The following is an 18206-nucleotide window of genomic DNA, read 5'->3' on the forward strand; positions in this document are numbered from 1 at the left end:
CGGCTGCCACCACCTTTTTCCCGCGCTGCCCATAATCGTTTCCACACACCAGAGCGGAGACTGATTTGGCAAAGGCGATCCATTCCATGATCCGGGTTCTCGATGAGGCCCGATCCGTCGATTTCTACAGAAATGCCTTCGGGCTCGATATCGCCGATAGGCTGGACTTCGAGACATTCACGCTCATTTACCTCAGCAATGCCGAAACCGGATTCGAACTCGAACTGACCGTGAACAAGGATCGGCAGGGACCTTACGGGCTCGGCGATGGCTACGGCCACCTTGCGGTCTCGGTCGTCGATCTCGACAGCGAACATGACCGTCTCGGCGCGCTCGGCCTCAGCCCGAAGAAGATCGTCGAGTTCAACCGCGACGGGTCGCTGATCGCTCGCTTTTTCTTCATCGAGGATCCGGACGGCTACAAGATCGAGGTTCTGCAACGCGCAGGTCGCTTCCAATAGGAGACATAGCCACCGCACCGGCAGGTGCGGCGCCAGCAACGGCACTCTCAAAAGTGCACATAGCAAGCAGGGAGGAATAAAATGGTCACGATCTATGACGCGAAGCCCGGGCTTTCACGTCGCGAGCTTCTCAAACGTGGTGGCATCGGCGCGCTGCTCGTCATCTCCGGCAGCGCCGTCATCAGCCCCGAACATGCCTGGGGGCTCGAGACATCGACGCTCAAGCCCGAAACCATGGCGACGCTGATCCAGATGGCGCGCGACATCTATCCGCACGATCAGGTTCCCGACAAATATTACGCCATTGCCGTGAAAGGCCATGACGAGCAGGCCGGCAAGGACGCCGCCTACAAGGCGACGATCGAAGACGGCATCGCCGACCTCGACAAGAAGTCCGGTGACGGCGGCTACCGCGGCCTCGGCTGGGAGGACCAGCGCGTCGGCGTGCTGAAGCAGATCGAGGCGACGCCGTTCTTCCAGGCCATCCGTGGTGGCCTCGTCGTCAGCCTCTACAACCAGAAAGAGGTGTGGCCGATCTTCGGCTACGAGGGCGAGTCCTACTCCAAGGGCGGCTACATCGCGCGCGGTTTCGACGACATCGAGTGGCTCTGAGCCCCGTCGTTCCCGAACCCGCAAACAGAAATCATGGGAGGAAACCATGGCAGCTTCATTTGATCTGAACAACGACGGCGTGGTCGTCATCATCGGCTCGGGCGCCGGCGGCGGCACGCTCGGAAACGAACTCGCCCAGAAGGGTGTCGACGTCGTCATCCTGGAAGCCGGCGCGCGCCACGAATATGAGGATTTCATCAATGACGAGTGGGGCTCGTTCGCCCAGCTCGCCTGGACGGACAAGCGCACCACCTCCGGCGACTGGCGTGTGGCCAAGGATTTTCCGAACCTGCCGGCCTGGATCGTCAAGTCGGTCGGCGGTTCCACCACGCATTGGGCGGGAGCCTCGCTGCGCTTCCAGGAGCACGAGTTCAAGACGCTGTCGACCTATGGCAAACTGGAAGGCGCCAACCTGCTCGACTGGCCGATCACGCTGGCCGAGATGGAGCCTTATTACGCCAAGGCCGAAGCCAAGCTGGGCGTCACCGGCACCAATGACTGGCCGCGGCTGCCGGGCAACAACAATTTCAAGGTGTTGAAGGCCGGCGCCGACAAGCTCGGCTACAAGGAATGCCACACCGGCAACATGGCGATCAATTCGGTCGAGCGCGACGATCGTAATTCCTGCCAGCAGACCGGCTTCTGCTTCCAGGGCTGCAAATGGGGCGCCAAATGGTCGACGCTCTACACCGAGATCCCCAAGGGCGAGGCGACAGGCCATCTCGAAGTCAGGCCGAACGCCATGGCGATCAAGATCAACCATGACGCCAGCGGAAAGGTGACGGGCGTCGTCTATGCCGACAAGGACGGCAAGCTGCAGGAGCAGAAGGCCCGCATCGTCGCCGTTGCCGGCAACTCGATCGAGAGCCCGCGGCTGCTGCTCAATTCAGCGTCGGGCAAATTCCCCAATGGTCTAGCCAACTCGTCGGGGCAGGTGGGAAAGAACTACATGCGCCACACCACCGGCTCGGTCTACGCCATCTTCGAAAAGCCGGTGCACATGTATCGCGGCACCACCATGGCCGGCATCATCCGCGACGAGGCGCGCCATGATCCGTCACGCGGGTTCGTCGGCGGCTACGAGTTCGAGACGCTGTCACTCGGCCTGCCGTTCATGGCGGCCTTCCTCGATCCCGGCGCCTGGGGCCGCTCGTTCACCACCGCACTCGACCACTACGACCACATGGCCGGCCTGTGGATCGTCGGCGAGGACATGCCGCGCGCGGAGAACCGCATCGCGCTGCATGTCGACGAGAAGGACGCGCACGGCATGCCGATCGCCGACGTGCATTTCGACGACCATCCGAACGACACGGCGATGCGCAACCACGCCTACAAGCAGGCCACGGCACTGTACGATGCGGTTGGCGCCACGCGCACCTTCCCGACGCCGCCCTATCCGTCGACCCACAATCTCGGCACCAACCGGATGAGCGAGAAGGCGGAAGACGGCGTCGTCAACAAGCACGGCCAGGCGCACGACATCAAGAACCTGTTCGTGTCGGATGGCAGCCAGTTCACGACCGGTGCGGCGGAAAATCCGACCCTGACGATCGTGTCGCTGGCGATCCGCCAGGCCGACTACATCGCCGCGCAGATGTCGGCCAAGACGATCTGAGCCGACAAAACACCACCCCGGTGACCGGGGTGGTGTGGAATTCCAGCGTCCTCCCGGACCGCCAGGCGGAACGCGTAACGCGCGTTCCGCCTTTTTGTGGGGGCAAGGCTAGGCGCCGACCGGCTGCCCGTCCTTGCGGCGGATGGCGACCACGGACGGGCGAGGCAACTGGCCATCCCTGAAGTCGGGCCACAGCGTTTGTACCTTGTCGAGCATCTCGGCGTCTTCGGCCGGGTGCTGGACCGACAGGAACAAGGTCGTGCCGTCCGGCGTGAAACAGGGGCCGGTGGCCTCCGCGCCATGCGGGCAGGTGAACAGCAGTTTCGGCAGGCCACGCGCCGGGCCTTCGGTGTCGACGCCATAGACGCCGTCCGGCAGGTCGAAATCATTGGCGCCGTCGGTCGCCACCCAGAGCCGGCCGGCCGGATCGAAGGTGATGTTGTCGGGGCAGACGAACCAGCCATTGTCCGATGTGTCCGGGTGGAAGGTGGCGCCGACTTTGGCGTCCTTCGGGTTGCCGCACAGCACGAACAGGTCCCAGGCATATTTGTCGGCCGTGTGGTCGGCGTCTGCGCCGCGGCCGCCGGGCGGGATCAGCTCGACAATGTGGCCCCAGAGGTTTTCCGGACGCGTGTTGGCCGGATTGACCTTCGACTGGTCGCGCTTCTTGTTCTTGGTCATAACCGCGTAGACGCGGCCGGTCACCGGATTGGTCTCGATGTCCTCGGGGCGGTCCATCGGCGTGGCGCCCAGTGCGTCCGCCGCCAGCCGTGTCTTCAGCAGCACTTCCGCCTGGTCGGCAAAGCCGTTTTCTGCGGTGAGCTTGCCCTGGCCGTGAACCAGCGGCAGCCAGGTCATGGAGCCATCGGCATCGTAACGGGCGACCGACAGCACGCCGTCATCCAGCAGGCCGTTGCCGGAGGCTGGTTTGGCTGGATCGTAGGCCTTGTTCGAGACGAAGCGGTACATGTATTCGAAATAGTCGTCGTCACCCATATAGACCACGACCCGGCCATCCTTGTTGAGGACGACCGTGGATGCTTCGTGCGACATGCGACCAAGCGCCGTGCGCTTCACCGGCTTCGAAGCCGGATCGTAGGGGTCGATCTCGACCACCCAGTCGAAGCGGTTTGGTTCATTCGGCTCCTTGTCGATGTTGAAGCGGTCATGAAAGCGACCGCGGCCATAGATGTCGGAACCGTCGAAGCCATAGCGGTCAAGAATGTCAGCGGCCGGCGCCTTCTTCGGGTCGCCGCCGAACAGGTCGGAAACGCCTTCCTCGCAGGTCAGCACCGTGCCCCAAGGGGTGAAGCCGCCGCTGCAATTGTAGCTGGTGCCGAGCACCTTCGTGCCGGTCGCGTCGGCAGATGTCTTCATCAGTGCGTGGCCGGCAACGGGGCCGGAAACGGTCATTTCGGTGTTTGCCGTGATGCGGCGGTTGAGCGGGCTGTCCTCGACGATTGCCCATTTGCCGTCCTTCAGCAGCACTTCGACGATCGAATGACCCATGGCGGCCATGCCGAGGTCGACCTGTTCCTTGCTCATCGTCTTGCCGGCGTCGTCCTCGGTCATGCCGGGAAACATGACATTGGGCGAAATGTACTCGTTGTTGACGCAAAGCAGGCCGTGGTCGGAATTCACCGTGCCTTTCGGCAGTGGCAGGAAGGCGATGTAGTCGCAATTGTAGCCGAAACGCTTTTCCTGCTCGTCGGCGACGACCTTGCTGCCGTCGAAATCCGGAAGGCCGGCGACGATCGGGTCGCCCCAGCGTGCGACGATCGTGGTCTCATAGCCCTCGGCGGCGGCGTGGGTCTTATCGTAGACGCGCTTCAGTTCGGGAAAGCCGAGCGTGGAAAGCGCTGCCGCGGCATGGGTTTCGCCGGCAAACAATGAACCGACGAAGCTGCCGCCGGCAATCAGCGCACCGGATGCAAGGCTGCCTTTCAGGAGATCCCGGCGCGAGACACGCTCGGCGATGACGTCGCGAATGACAGGGGAAGATGAAGACGGGGAATTGGCCATGGTGTCTGCCTCTCAAGGTGGATGGGACGGCGCACCGCTGCCTATCCAGCTTCAGCAACATCCAGATGACATGAGAGAAGGGCAGGCCGCTGAGGCAGCGGCTGTTGCCCAGGGAATCGCCTACTGGTTTCCTCTGGTGCAGGTCGAGGCGGTGAAGGCGCCGTCGGGTTGCTTCATGATGATGTCGAAGGAGGGCGTGCTCTGGCCGTCCAGCGTTGCCTGGGTCAGCGACAGCGCGTTGCCGCCGGCGGTGTAGCCGCCCAGTGGTCCCAGCCATGAGATCACGCCGTTCGCATCCATTTGATAATTGTACCCCTGCTGCGCGGTCCCGAAGGTGCCGAGGCTGGTGTAGACCGGGCCGCTGTAGAGGCTCCCCTTGATGGTGATGTCGCCGAGGCTGAGGAACATGCCGAGCAGGTAGACCTCGCAGTGATAGGTGCCATCGGGCATCTTGCCGTCGCTGAAGTCGGCTCGTGCGGCCCCGGTTGCTGTCGCCAGAAGCAGTATGCCGATAAAGATGCGTGAAGTGCCTGAAGCCATGACGTCGCTCGTTTGAGGAACGAGCTTGCCCTATTTTTGCGCCGTGCCGCAACATCGGTCGTCGGTGATCCGTCTGCGAAGGTCAAAATCTAGGCATTTTGCAAAAATGGGCTAAAATTAGGCAAAAGGCACGTGCACTGCGCAAATTTCTCTCAATCAATTTTTAACCAGCTCTCTTTGCTTTTATAAACCTGATATTTCAAGCCGCTGATAATACTGGATTTATTGGCCCTCCTTTGGCGTCGCCAAGCGATTGGCATGGGGGTTGCATTGTAGTGTTGCGGTGCAATCAACCAGCTTGGGAGTCTGTAATATGAGGGGTAATTTCTCGACCATAACAAAAATGTTTTCGGCGAGCGTGGTTGCCGCCGGCCTGTTGATGGCCGCTCCGGCCAGGGCGGCCGACGATACGATCAAGGTCGGCATTCTCCATTCGCTGTCGGGGACTATGGCGATTTCGGAGACGACGCTGAAGGACGCCATGCTGATGCTCATCGACGAGCAGAACGCCAAAGGCGGCCTGCTCGGCAAGAAGCTCGAGGCGGTCGTCGTCGATCCTGCTTCCAACTGGCCACTGTTTGCCGAAAAGGCGCGCGAGTTGATCTCCAAGGACAAGGTCGCGGCGGTGTTCGGCTGCTGGACCTCGGTGTCGCGCAAGTCGGTGCTGCCGGTGTTCTCCGAGCTCGACAACATCCTGTTCTATCCCGTCCAGTATGAGGGCGAGGAGAGCGAGCGCAACGTGTTCTACACGGGTGCGGCGCCGAACCAGCAGGCCATCCCGGCGGTCGACTACCTGATGAGCGAGGATGGCGGTTCGGTGAAGCGCTGGGTGCTCGAAGGCACCGACTACGTCTATCCGCGCACCACCAACAAGATCCTCGAGGCCTATCTGAAGGCCAAGGGCGTCGCGGCGGAAGACATCATGGTCAATTACACGCCGTTCGGCTTCTCCGACTGGCAGACCGAAGTGTCCGCGATCAAGAAGTTCGGTTCGGCCGGCAAGAAGACCGCCGTCGTCTCGACCGTCAACGGCGACGCCAACGTGCCGTTCTACAAGGAACTCGGCAACCAGGGCATCAAGGCCGAGGACATTCCGGTCATGGCCTTCTCGGTTGGCGAGGAAGAGCTTGCCGGTCTCGACACCGCGCCGCTGGTCGGCCATCTCGCCGCCTGGAACTACTTTGAGAGCATCGACACGCCCGAGAACAAGAAGTTCATCGCCGACTGGCACAAGTTCATCAAGAACGACAAGCGCACCACCAACGACCCGATGGAAGCCCACTATATCGGCTTCAACATGTGGGTGAAGGCGGTCGAAAAGGCCGGCACCACCGATCCGGACAAGGTCATCGACGCCATGATCGGTGTGTCGGTGCCGAACCTGACCGGCGGCTATTCGACGATGATGCCGAACCACCACATCACCAAGCCGGTGCTGATCGGTGAAATCCAGGCCGACGGCCAGTTCGAAACCGTGTCGCGGACGCCGGGTCTGGTGATGGGCGACGAATGGTCCGACTATTTGCCGGATTCCAAGGACCTGATCTCCGATTGGCGTGCGCCTCTGTCGTGCGGCAACTTCAACGTTGCCACCGGCAAGTGCGGCGGCAAGGGAACGAACTGATCCTCCCCGGGCTGGACCTTCAGGTCCATGCCCATGACCGCGCGCGTCCGGACGGCTTTTCCCGTCGTCCGGACGCCCATTCAAACCTTCAAGGGGCTAATAGAAGCCGATGACCTTTATCCGCGCAGGCTTGACGCTGCTGTTCCTGCTGGCGACGCTGTCGTCATCGGGCGCTGGCGAAGCCGATCTGCGCGGCATCATCGCCAAATTCGCGACGGCCAAGGGTTTTTCGGAGATCGGAGCCGTCGTCCATGAACTGGCGGCTACAGGCGATCCGGCGGTGGAACGGCCGCTTGCGGCGCTCGCCGACGGCAACCTCTATGTCCGCAAGGCCGATTCCCTGGTGTTTACCGGCAAGGAAGCGGGCGAGAGCGTTCAGCTCTCCGACCCGTTGAGCGGCGAGGCCTCGGGCGAGGCGGCCAAGGACGACATCACCAAGATCAAGGTCAACAACACGCTGCGTCGCGTCATCCGCGACGCGTTGGGCACGCTGACGCTTGGCGCCAAGGACCCGGCGGTGCGCATTGCCGCCGCCGACACCATGTTCAAGACACCCGATGCCGCAAACATCGGACCGCTCGACGCGGCCATTGCCAACGAGACCGTGGCCAGCGTCAAGGCGCTGCTCGAACAGGCCCGTGCCGCCTCCGTACTGGTTTCCGACCGCCCGGATGCCGACAAGCTGGCTGCCATCGCGCTGATCGGTGCGCGCGGCGACCGCGATGCGGTTTCGCTGCTCACGTCTGTCGAGGCGAATTCCACTGACGCGGTCAAGGAAGCTGCCACGGCCGCGATCGCCAACATCAATTCGACACTGGCCTTCTGGGATGCCGGGCAGAACATCTGGTACGGCATTTCGTTGGGCTCGGTGCTGTTGCTGGCGGCGATCGGCCTTGCCATCACCTTCGGCGTCATGGGCGTCATCAACATGGCGCATGGCGAGATGGTCATGCTGGGCGCCTACACGACCTTCGTCGTCCAGCAAGTGATCCGCACGTCCTTTCCCGACCTGTTCGACTGGTCGCTGGTCATCGCGCTGCCGCTGGCTTTCCTCGTCTCGGCTCTGGTTGGCCTGATCATCGAGCGCGGCGTCATCCGCTTCCTCTACGGGCGGCCGCTGGAAACTCTGCTGGCGACATGGGGCGTTTCGCTGATCCTGCAGCAAGCAGTGCGCTCGATCTTCGGGCCGACCAACCAGGAGGTCGGCAACCCCTCCTGGATGTCGGGCTCGTTCAATATCGGGCAACTGGCGATCACCTGGAACCGGCTGTGGATCCTGGTTTTCGCGCTTACCGTGTTCGCGGTGCTGCTCTATGTGATGAAGCGCACGCCCTGGGGCCTGCAGATGCGCGCCGTCACCGCCAACCGGCGCATGGCGGCTTCCATGGGCATCAAAACGCCATGGGTCGACGCGCTGACCTTCGCGCTTGGCTCTGGCATTGCCGGCATTGCCGGCGTCGCGCTCAGCCAGATCGACAATGTCTCGCCCAATCTCGGCCGCGGCTACATCATCGACAGTTTCATGGTCGTCGTCTTCGGCGGTGTCGGCAATCTGTGGGGCACGCTGGTCGGCGCGTTCTCGCTCGGCATCGTCAACAAGTTCCTCGAGCCCTATGCCGGCGCGGTGCTCGGCAAGATCGTCGTGCTGGTGCTGATCATCCTGTTCATCCAGAAGCGCCCGCGCGGCCTGTTCGCGCTCAAGGGCAGGGCGGTGGAAGCATGATCACGGGACGCTTCTTCGCCGCCGGCGCGGACCGCCGCATCGCCATCACGATCTTCATCCTGCTGGCGGTGGCCGTCATCGTGCCGCTGCTGAACCTGGCTGTTTCGCCGACCAGCGCGTTCTACGTACCATCCTACATCGTCGCGCTGACCGGCAAATATCTCTGCTATGCGCTGCTCGCCTTGGCGCTCGATCTCGTCTGGGGCTATTGCGGCATTCTCTCGCTCGGGCACGGCGCCTTCTTCGCGCTCGGCGGCTATGCGATGGGCATGTATCTGATGCGCCAGATCGGCTCGCGCGGCGTCTATGGCAACCCCATCCTGCCCGACTTCATGGTGTTCCTGAACTACAAGGAACTGCCGTGGTTCTGGACCGGTTTCGACCATTTCTGGTTTGCGGCGATCATGGTGCTGGCGGTGCCTGGGCTGCTCGCTTTCGTCTTCGGCTGGTTCGCCTTCCGCAGCCGCGTGACCGGCGTCTATCTTTCGATCATCACCCAGGCGATGACCTATGCGCTGTTGCTTGCCTTTTTCCGCAACGACATGGGTTTCGGTGGCAACAACGGCCTGACCGATTTCAAGGACATTCTTGGCTTCAACGTGCAGGCCGACGCGACGCGTTCGGCGCTGTTCGCGGCCAGCGCCGTGATGCTCGCGCTCGCCGTCTTCGTCACCTGGGCCATCGTCGGCTCGAAATACGGCAAGCTGTTGATGGCGGTGCGCGATGCCGAGAGCCGCACGCGCTTCCTTGGCTGGCGGGCGGAGAATGTAAAACTGTTCGCCTTCACCGTCTCGGCCGTCATGGCCGGCATTGCCGGCGCGCTCTACGTGCCGCAGGTCGGCATCATCAACCCCGGCGAGTTCGAGCCGGCCAATTCGATCGAGGTCGTCGTGTGGGCCGCCGTCGGCGGACGCGGCACCATTGTCGGGCCGATCATCGGTGCGCTGCTGGTCAATGCCGGCAAATCCTGGTTCACCGGCGTGCTGCCGGAATTCTGGCTGTTTGCCTTGGGTGGGCTGTTCGTCGCCGTCACGCTTCTGCTGCCCAAGGGCATCATCGGCATGTGGGATTCCTGGCGCGGCAACGCCAGGGCGTTGCGGGCAGCCTCGATTGCCGAGGAAACCGGCACCGATGCCGACGTCCCGCCGCCGGCGAAAATCGTTCGCAGCGCGGCGACAAAGCCCGGCGACTGGTCCGCATCCAGCCCCGAACCGCAGCCGGCGGAGTGAGCGGCCATGTCAAAGTCGAACACCATCCTCTATCTCGACGGCGTCTCGGTCTCCTTCGATGGCTTTCGCGCCATCAACAGTCTGTCGCTGGTGCTCGACAAGGGTGAGATGCGCGCCATCATCGGCCCCAACGGCGCCGGCAAGACGACGATGATGGACATCGTCACCGGCAAGACGCGGCCCGACGAGGGCGAGGTGTTCTTCGACGGCCATGTCGATCTCACCAAGCATGACGAGGCCGAGATCGCCATGATGGGCATCGGCCGCAAGTTCCAGAAGCCGACCGTGTTCGAAAGCCACACGATCGAGGAAAACCTGATGCTGGCGCTGAAGGGGCCGCGCTCGATCTTCCCGGCGCTGTTTCATCGCCGCTCGGCCGCCGAGGCGCGGCAGATCGACGACATCCTCGGCATCATCCGGCTTGGCGACAAACGTGCCGAATTGGCGGCCAATCTCAGCCATGGACAAAAGCAGTGGCTCGAGATCGGCATGCTCTTGGCGCAGGATCCGAAGCTGCTTCTGGTCGACGAACCGGTCGCAGGCATGACCGACGCAGAGACCGAGGAAACAGCACGGCTGCTCAAGGATATCGCGCGCGACCATTCGGTCATCGTCGTCGAGCACGACATGCATTTCGTGCGCGAGCTCGGCGTCAAGGTCACCTGCCTCCATGAGGGCTCGGTGCTTAGCGAAGGCACACTTGATTTCGTATCGGCCGACGAGCGCGTCGTCGAAGTCTATCTGGGGAGATGAATATGGTCTGGCGGGTGCAATTCCATCGCTTCGATCTGTCGTTTCTCCGATTCTGGAGAAGGCGCTGACATGCTCGAAGTTTCCAATGCCACGCTGCACTACGGCGCCGCCCAGGCGCTGCGCGGCGTGTCGCTGAAGGCCGGCGCCGGCAAGATCACCTGCGTGCTCGGCCGCAACGGCGTCGGCAAGACCAGTTTGATGAGATCGATCGTCGGCCACCACCGGCTGACGAGCGGAAGCGTTGCCTTCGAGGGGAAGGCGCTCGACCGGAGCGCGGCGTATGACCGCGCCCGGTCGGGCATCGCATTCGTGCCGCAGGGCAGGGAAATCTTTCCGCTGCTCACCGTGCGGGAGAACCTGGAATCAGGTTTTGCGCCGCTGAAGCGCGCCGACCGCAACATACCGGCGCATGTCTTCGAGCTGTTTCCGGTGTTGAAGCAGATGCTCGGCCGCCGTGGCGGCGATCTTTCCGGCGGGCAGCAGCAGCAGCTTGCCATCGGCAGGGCGTTGGTGATGCGGCCGAAGCTGCTGGTGCTCGACGAGCCGACGGAAGGCATCCAGCCATCGATCATCAAGGATATCGGCCGCGCCATCCGCTATCTGCGCGACCAGGCCGGCATCGCCGTGCTTTTGGTCGAACAATATCTCGATTTCTGCCGCGAGCTCGCCGACGAGGTCAACATCATGGACCGGGGTCTGATCGTCCATACCGGCCCGGCGGAAGATTTGGACCGTGCTGATGTCAGGAAGTTCCTGACGGTCTAGAATCGGCATTGGACTTCAGTTGACGGTCCGAAATCCTTGGCAAGTCTAATATTTCTCCGATCCAGCCATCCGCGTCACTGGCGCACCATGGGCTGCGTGCTAGTCTTTCCCAAGGCTTTTGTGAGTCGGCCGCTTCCGTATCAGTCTGGTTATCGCAGATCGAGGGCGCGGCTAGCACCGGGCAAGTTTCACGCAAGCAAGGCTTCCTAGCTTCCCTCCTGCGATCTCTGTCGTTCAAACGCGTTTGGGCACACAGGCTAAGGGACAGCCATGGAACGTTACGTCGAGGACTACCAAAAGCGGCGGCTTACCGAACGCGTCGACATCATCGCTGCCATCAACATCTTGAGGTCACAGGGCTGCGATTACGACGACCTGATCGAGGAGATCACCAAGGTCTTCTATGTCGACCTGGATGCCTTCAATGAAATCGTCATGGCGGCGTAAGGCAGCCTTCTCTTCTCAGGACTAGCCCGCGCGCCGGAATGCCGAAGCGGTGACGCGGTTGCGGCCGCCGCGCTTGGCGGCATAGAGCGCCTTGTCGGCGGCGCTGAGCACCTTATCGAAGCTGAGACCCTCCTTGGTGCCGAAGGCAAATCCGGCACTGACCGTGCATGTCAGTGAACCCATCTCGGTTTCGATGCGACGCGCGGCAAAAGCTGCCCGTATGGCCTCGGCGGCGGCTTCCACCGTTTCGGGCAAGGTCCGCTTCAACACCAGCGCGAATTCCTCGCCGCCCATGCGTGCTGCGACGTCGGCGGGGCGAAGATTGCCGGCGAGCTCCCTGGCGAACACCTTCAGCACTTCATCACCGGCGGCGTGGCCGAATTCGTCGTTGATGGCCTTGAAGCTGTCGAGGTCGAAGACGACCACGGCCGTGAAGGCGCCGACCGGGGCACCGCCGTGCAGGTCGAACAGGGCGCGGCGGTTGAGCAGGCCGGTCAGCGGGTCGGTCAGCGCATTGTGGCGGTGATGCCTGGCCAGGCGCCCCTGATTGAGCGCCAGGGAAAGCGCTCCGATACCGGTCATGCTGGCGATGACGATGATGAGGCTCAGCTCCTCGGCCCAATTGCTGGGCGCATGGCCAAGGATCAGCTTTCCATCCCAGACGAGAACCATGGCGCACAGAGCGAAGGACGTGGCCGTGGCCGAATAGAGCGCGGTGATGCCGATCGTCAGGGCAGGGGCTTCGTCGCGGCCTTTCCAGTATTCGAGCGCCGTTGCGAACAGAAGCAATGCGGCGAAGGCGTTTTCGAACATGAAGCCCAGCCCGTCATAGCCAAGAGCCATGGGAGGCAACGTCACCACCAGTGAAATGACGCTGACAAGCACCAGTCGCGGCATTGGCGAGCCGCCGGTTCTGAACTGGTAAGCGGCGCCCAGCATTGTCGAAAAACCGAGCAGAAGGAAAGCCAGCGTGGCGATGCCCAGCAGGCGCCCGGGCATGTCGATATAGGCGTCATAGACAAAAATATCGCCGACCACGAACACCAGGCTGATCGCCCATGTCAGCAGGAACTTCTCCGTGCGAGCGGTCAGCCACATGCCAAACAATGTCAGGCTCAGGCAGGCGGCGGAAAAACCGACAGCCAGCAGAAGTGAAGTGTAGTCGAGCGACATGCCCCTCGTTTCCTTGCCGGCGGCGGTTCCAGCTCTGCAACTTGGCGTGCCGGATTCATGCAGCAAGGAAGTGTCGATATGGTTACGATGGCGCTGAATGCGCCACGATCAGGCGCTTTGCTACGCGCAAAACGCATAGGAGACGCGCTTTGCTCGTCAGTCTGCCACGCGCTTCATCAGCGCCATGGCGCCGAACGGCGCGCGCACCTTGCCCTCGGTGATGAAGTAGACGAACACGTCGCGCGGCTTGACCGGCGCCTCGGTCGAAGGATCGGCGCGCCGCAGGTCCGCAGGAACCTTGCCTTCCGCCCAGACCTTCGCACGTGCGGCCCATTCATCGAGGCCCTTCGGAGTGTAGCAGTCGGGATTGTCGTCGCTGCCGGTCTGCAGCCGGGCATAAACGAAATCGCCGGTGATGTCGGCAATATCAGGATATTTGGCATGGTCGGCATAGACGATTGCCGTCTTGTATTTGCGCGCCAGGGCAGCGAATTCCGGCACGATGAAACTGTCGTTGCGTACTTCAAGCGCATGGCGCAGCGCAACGCCGTCCTGCTTTTCCGGCAAGAGTTTCAGGAAGGCTTCGAAATCGTCGGGATCGAATTTCTTGGTCGGCGCGAACTGCCACAGGATCGGCCCGAGCTTTTCGCCGAGTGCGGCCACGCCCGAGCCGAGGAAACGCATCATCGATTCGCCGGCCTCGCCGAGCACGCGCCGGTTGGTGACGAAGCGGTTGCCCTTCAGCGCATAGACGAAACCGTCTGGCGCCTCGCTGGCCCATTTGACGAAGGTCGGCTCCTTGAAGCTGGAATAATAAGTGCCGTTGACCTCGATGCTCGGCACCTGGCGAGTGGCGTAGTTCAGCTGCTTGGCCTTGGAAAGCTTGTCGGGATAGAAGGACGTATCCCAGGGCTCGAAGGTCCAGCCGCCCATGCCGGCGCGGATTGTTCCCGATGTGCTCATTGTCATCCTCCCAAATGCTGAAAAAGATCAGGCCGCGGTGATCTCATCGACGGTTTTGGCCATGTCGACGAGCACCCATCCTGGCCGGTAGGGATTGGGCCGGCGACCCGTTTCGTGGAAACCATAGGCCAGATAGAGCGCGATGTTCCGCTCCATCCTGGCGTTGGTGTAGAGCCGCACCTCGGGCAGGCGCCACAGCCGCGTCTGTTCGTCCGCGTGTTTCAGCAACGCAATGCCGAAGCCTTTGCCCTGAAAGTCAGGGGAGACCGCGATGGAGAAGATCATCGCGTGGTCGTCGTGCCGCTCCAGGGTGAGCAGTCCGGCTAACCTGTCGCCGTCCTCGAGAAGCCAGACTTCGCCGCCCTCGATGCGCGGCGCATAGTCTTCGGTGACCGGGATCGGCGGCGCGCCGAACAAGGCGGTGTAGGGCGCATAGGCCGCTTCCGTCAGCGAGACGATAGCTTGGAGATCACCGGCAAGCGCTCTTCTGATTGTCATTCAAAAGCTCTCCAGGCGCCAACCGGTCCGATCATCACTCCGCCGCTTCGCGCTTGCCTCCGGGGCGCCGCTCCAGCAGTTCCTTGAGGAACTGGCCGGTGTAGCTGCGCTTTTCGCGCACGATGGCTTCCGGTGTGCCCTGTGCGACCAGTTCGCCGCCGCCGTCGCCGCCTTCGGGGCCGAGGTCGAGCACCCAGTCGGCGGTCTTGATCACCTCGAGATTGTGCTCGATGACGACCACCGTGTTGCCCTGGTCGACCAGTTCATGCAGCACTTCCAACAGCTTGGCGACGTCGTGGAAATGCAGGCCGGTGGTCGGCTCGTCCAGGATGTACAGCGTCTTGCCGGTCGCCTTGCGCGACAGTTCCTTGGCCAGCTTGATGCGCTGCGCCTCGCCGCCCGACAGCGTCGTCGCCTGCTGGCCGATGTGGATGTAGCCGAGGCCGACCTGCTTCAGCGTTTCGAGCTTGTCGCGCACGCCGGGCACGGCGGCGAAGAAGTCGACGCCTTCCTCGACCGTCATGTCGAGCACGTCGGCGATCGACTTGCCCTTGAACACGACATCGAGCGTCTCTCTGTTATAGCGCTTGCCGTGACAGACGTCGCAAGTGACGTAGACGTCGGGGAGGAAATGCATCTCGATCTTGATGACGCCGTCGCCCTGGCAGGCCTCGCAGCGACCGCCCTTGACGTTGAACGAGAAGCGTCCCGGCTGATAGCCGCGCGCCTTGGCTTCGGGCAGGCCAGCGAACCAGTCGCGGATTGGCGTGAAGGCGCCGGTATAGGTGGCGGGGTTCGAACGCGGCGTGCGCCCGATCGGCGACTGGTCGATGTCGATGACCTTGTCGAGGAATTCGAGGCCCTCGATGCGGTCATGATCGGCAGGATGTTCGCGCGAACCCATGATGCGGCGCGACGCAGCCTTGAATAGCGTCTCGATCAGGAAGGTCGACTTGCCGCCGCCCGACACGCCGGTCACGGCGGTGAAGGTGCCGAGCGGGATTTCGGCGGTGACGTTCTTCAGATTGTTGCCGCGCGCACCGACGATTTTCAGGCGCCGGTTCTTCTTGGCTTCGCGCCGCACGCCGGGCGTCGCCACTTCGAGTGCGCCCGACAGATATTTGCCGGTGATCGAATTGGGATTGGCCATCACCTGCTGCGGCGTGCCCTGGGCGATGATCTCGCCGCCATGGATACCGGCGGCCGGACCCATGTCGACGACATAGTCGGCATGCAGGATGGCGTCCTCGTCGTGCTCGACGACGATCACCGTGTTGCCGATGTCGCGCAGGTGCTTGAGCGTATCGAGCAGGCGGGCATTGTCGCGCTGATGCAGGCCGATCGACGGCTCGTCCAGCACATAGAGCACGCCGGTAAGGCCGGAGCCGATCTGCGACGCCAGCCGGATGCGTTGGCTCTCGCCGCCCGACAGCGTGCCGGAATTGCGCGACAGCGTCAGATAGTCGAGCCCGACATCGTTGAGGAAGCGCAGCCGCTCACGGATCTCCTTCAAGACCCGCACCGCGATCTCGTTCTGCTTGTCGTTGAGCGACGCGGGCAGGTCGGTGAACCACTGGTCGGCCTTGCGGATGGACAGCTCGGTGACTTCGCCGATGTGCTTGCCGGCGATTTTCACCGCCAGCGACTCGGGCTTCAGCCGATACCCCTTGCAGACCGGGCATGGGGTGGCCGACATGAAGCGCTCGATCTCCTCGCGCATCCAGGCGGATTCGGTCTCTTTCCAGCGCCGCTCGAGATTGGGGATGACGCCTTCAAAGGTTTTCGTCGTCTTGTAGGAGCGCAGGCCGTCATCATACTGGAAGGTGATCTCGCGCTCGCCGGTGCCGCGCAGGATGGCCTCCTGCGCTTCCGTGGTCAGATCCTTGAACTTGTCGCCGAGCTTGAAGCCATAGGCCTTGCCCAGCGCTTCAAGCGTCTGCGCGTAGTAGGGCGAGGTCGACTTCGCCCACGGGCTGACGGCGCCGTCGCGCAGCGAGATGTTTTCGTCCGGCACGATCAGATTGCCGTCGATGGCGCGCTGGCTGCCGAGACCGTCGCAGGTCGGGCAGGCGCCGAACGGGTTGTTGAACGAGAACAGCCGGGGTTCGATTTCCGGAATGGTGAAGCCGGAGACCGGGCAAGCGAACTTTTCCGAGAACAGGATGCGCTCATGCGTCTCGTTCTTCGATTTGTTGACCGAGTCCTCGCCGGTCTGGCTGGAATCGAGCGGCTTGTCGGCGAATTCGGCGACCGCCAGCCCATCGGCCAGTTTCAGCGCCGTCTCGATGGAATCGGCGAGCCGCGTCGCCAGATCGCCGCGCACGACGATACGGTCGACGACGACGTCGAGGTCATGCTTGTACTTCTTGTCGAGCGCCGGCACGTCGGCGATCTCATAGAAGACGCCGTCAACCTTGACGCGCTGAAAGCCCTTCTTCTGCAGTTCCAGCAATTCCTTGCGGTACTCGCCTTTGCGGCCGCGCACCATCGGCGCCAGGATGAACAGGCGCGTGCCTTCCTCGACCGCCAGCACGCGGTCGACCATCTGGGAAACCGTCTGGCTCTCGATCGGCAGGCCGGTGGCCGGCGAATAGGGAATGCCGACGCGGGCGAACAGAAGCCGCATGTAGTCGTAGATCTCGGTGACGGTGCCGACGGTCGAACGCGGGTTCTTCGAGGTGGTCTTCTGCTCGATGGAAATGGCAGGCGACAGGCCGTCGATCTGGTCGACATCAGGCTTCTGCATCATTTCGAGGAATTGCCGCGCATAGGCGGACAGGCTTTCGACATAGCGGCGCTGGCCTTCGGCGTAGATGGTGTCGAAGGCAAGCGACGATTTGCCGGAACCCGACAGGCCGGTCATGACAATCAGGCTGTCACGCGGCAGGTCGAGATCGACATTCTTCAGATTGTGTTCGCGCGCCCCGCGAATGGAAAGATATTTATGGTCGGCCATAGCCGGTCGCCGCCTCAGAATCTGGAATTTCCTGGAATGGCGGGTTTTCCCGGCCATCCCCTATGTAGGTAGTTTTGCCGCCACGTCGAGAGACGCCACAATTCCCGACAAAAGCGTTTAACCGTCTTTCGCGTGCACGGGCAAGCGGAAAGAACAAAGGCCGAACACGCTCCTGACAAAGCTGTGCAAAAAACTTGACTTGTACGTAACCTCCCGGCGATCACGTTTTTCGGTAACCGGCTATTGATGGTTGACGTCCCCGACTCAGGGGAGCAGACTCCAACAGTCAACGAAGCCGGCCGTCTTTCGATGGCCTCGCCGCCCACAGGCGGCCTGCGAGACGCCGCAGGCATTTGCGATTTGTGCTTCGGGACAACAACGTCGCAACGGACACAGGAGCGGAGCCATGACGCCACCGGATCGTCCCCTAGGGTTCCAGTTGTCACTGGAGCCGCGGCAGGCATAAGTGCCAGGGTTTAGCGTTTTCGCCAGCCGGCAAACCGTGACCTGCCATCTCCCGTAAAAATCAGAGACTGCTAGTCGGATCGACGGCGGAATGCCGCGATGCATCCGAAATCAAACGCCGGCAGTACACTCCCGGCAAAATTGGATTTGAGATCCAAAAGGCCCCGTCCGTTTGCGCAAAGCACGGCGGGGCCGTTTTTATGTTCGAGATCATCTCGTGCCTGCGCAGCAATCGCGTAATCAAATTTCATTGAGGCAGCCAATTGCGAGCGTCGGCGCCGCCCCTCATTGCCCTGTCGGGCATTTCTCCCCGTATAGTGACGGGGAGAAAGACGCTGGCCGCAACCTTGGTACCCT

16 protein-coding genes are annotated in these 18206 nt (G+C 62.3%); 9 read left to right on the forward strand and 7 right to left on the reverse strand.

Annotated elements, in window-relative coordinates:
* Nucleotides 1-65: 65 nt before the first annotated feature.
* The 3 genes from HB777_11075 to HB777_11085 all read left to right on the forward strand — a co-directional run bounded on the left by HB777_11075 (nt 66) and on the right by HB777_11085 (nt 2691).
* On the forward strand, nt 66-461 hold the full coding sequence (locus HB777_11075) for a lactoylglutathione lyase (protein QND64396.1): 396 nt from the start codon (nt 66-68) through the stop codon (nt 459-461).
* A gap of 81 nt (nt 462-542) precedes the next feature.
* A complete protein-coding gene (locus tag HB777_11080) occupies nt 543-1073 on the forward strand; it encodes a gluconate 2-dehydrogenase subunit 3 family protein (GenBank protein QND64397.1) in 531 nt (176 codons plus the stop codon).
* Nucleotides 1074-1119: 46 nt separating this feature from the next.
* The gene (locus HB777_11085) at nt 1120-2691 is read left to right on the forward strand and encodes a GMC family oxidoreductase (GenBank protein ID QND64398.1); all 1572 of its coding nucleotides are present in this window, start codon (nt 1120-1122) and stop codon (nt 2689-2691) included.
* Nucleotides 2692-2799: 108 nt separating this feature from the next.
* On the opposite strand, the gene HB777_11090 is transcribed toward HB777_11085, so the two are convergent.
* Together HB777_11090 and HB777_11095 are read right to left on the reverse strand one after the other, a co-directional pair.
* Nucleotides 2800-4713 (reverse strand): PhoX family phosphatase, encoded by a 1914-nt coding sequence (locus HB777_11090; protein ID QND64399.1) that lies wholly within the window; start codon nt 4711-4713, stop codon nt 2800-2802.
* A gap of 120 nt (nt 4714-4833) precedes the next feature.
* Entirely contained in the window at nt 4834-5253 is a 420-nt protein-coding gene (locus HB777_11095) for a hypothetical protein (protein ID QND64400.1), read from the reverse strand.
* 313 nt (nt 5254-5566) lie between these two features.
* Here HB777_11095 and urtA point away from each other — a divergent pair, with 313 nt between their 5' ends.
* From urtA to HB777_11125, 6 genes are all read left to right on the forward strand, one after another.
* Nucleotides 5567-6877 (forward strand): urea ABC transporter substrate-binding protein, encoded by a 1311-nt coding sequence (urtA, locus tag HB777_11100; GenBank protein ID QND64401.1) that lies wholly within the window; start codon nt 5567-5569, stop codon nt 6875-6877.
* Between the two features lie 109 nt (nt 6878-6986).
* Complete coding sequence (gene urtB, locus HB777_11105; protein ID QND64402.1) at nt 6987-8600, forward strand: urea ABC transporter permease subunit UrtB; 1614 nt, start codon at nt 6987-6989, stop codon at nt 8598-8600.
* The gene (gene urtC, locus HB777_11110) at nt 8597-9829 is read left to right on the forward strand and encodes an urea ABC transporter permease subunit UrtC (protein QND64403.1); all 1233 of its coding nucleotides are present in this window, start codon (nt 8597-8599) and stop codon (nt 9827-9829) included. The genes urtB and urtC overlap by 4 nt, the downstream gene beginning before the upstream one ends.
* A 6-nt stretch (nt 9830-9835) precedes the next feature.
* Nucleotides 9836-10582, forward strand: coding sequence for an urea ABC transporter ATP-binding protein UrtD (gene urtD, locus HB777_11115; GenBank protein ID QND64404.1), 747 nt, complete (start codon nt 9836-9838; stop codon nt 10580-10582).
* Nucleotides 10583-10651: 69 nt separating this feature from the next.
* Nucleotides 10652-11347: an urea ABC transporter ATP-binding subunit UrtE gene (gene urtE, locus HB777_11120; protein QND64405.1), complete on the forward strand. Its 696-nt coding sequence runs from the start codon at nt 10652-10654 to the stop codon at nt 11345-11347.
* A 270-nt stretch (nt 11348-11617) separates the two neighbouring features.
* A complete protein-coding gene (locus HB777_11125) occupies nt 11618-11794 on the forward strand; it encodes a hypothetical protein (GenBank protein ID QND64406.1) in 177 nt (58 codons plus the stop codon).
* A 21-nt stretch (nt 11795-11815) separates the two neighbouring features.
* On the opposite strand, the gene HB777_11130 is transcribed toward HB777_11125, so the two are convergent.
* From HB777_11130 to HB777_11150, 5 genes are all read right to left on the reverse strand, one after another.
* A complete protein-coding gene (locus tag HB777_11130) occupies nt 11816-12967 on the reverse strand; it encodes a GGDEF domain-containing protein (protein QND64407.1) in 1152 nt (383 codons plus the stop codon).
* 156 nt (nt 12968-13123) lie between these two features.
* On the reverse strand, nt 13124-13930 hold the full coding sequence (locus tag HB777_11135; protein ID QND64408.1) for a DUF72 domain-containing protein: 807 nt from the start codon (nt 13928-13930) through the stop codon (nt 13124-13126).
* A gap of 27 nt (nt 13931-13957) precedes the next feature.
* On the reverse strand, nt 13958-14428 hold the full coding sequence (locus tag HB777_11140) for a GNAT family N-acetyltransferase (protein ID QND64409.1): 471 nt from the start codon (nt 14426-14428) through the stop codon (nt 13958-13960).
* Between the two features lie 34 nt (nt 14429-14462).
* Entirely contained in the window at nt 14463-17384 is a 2922-nt protein-coding gene (uvrA, locus tag HB777_11145; protein ID QND64410.1) for an excinuclease ABC subunit UvrA, read from the reverse strand.
* A gap of 536 nt (nt 17385-17920) precedes the next feature.
* Entirely contained in the window at nt 17921-18100 is a 180-nt protein-coding gene (locus HB777_11150) for a hypothetical protein (GenBank protein QND64411.1), read from the reverse strand.
* Nucleotides 18101-18206 lie beyond the last annotated feature (106 nt).

Source organism: Mesorhizobium loti (assembly GCA_014189435.1).
GTDB classification, from domain to species: domain Bacteria; phylum Pseudomonadota; class Alphaproteobacteria; order Rhizobiales; family Rhizobiaceae; genus Mesorhizobium; species Mesorhizobium loti_G.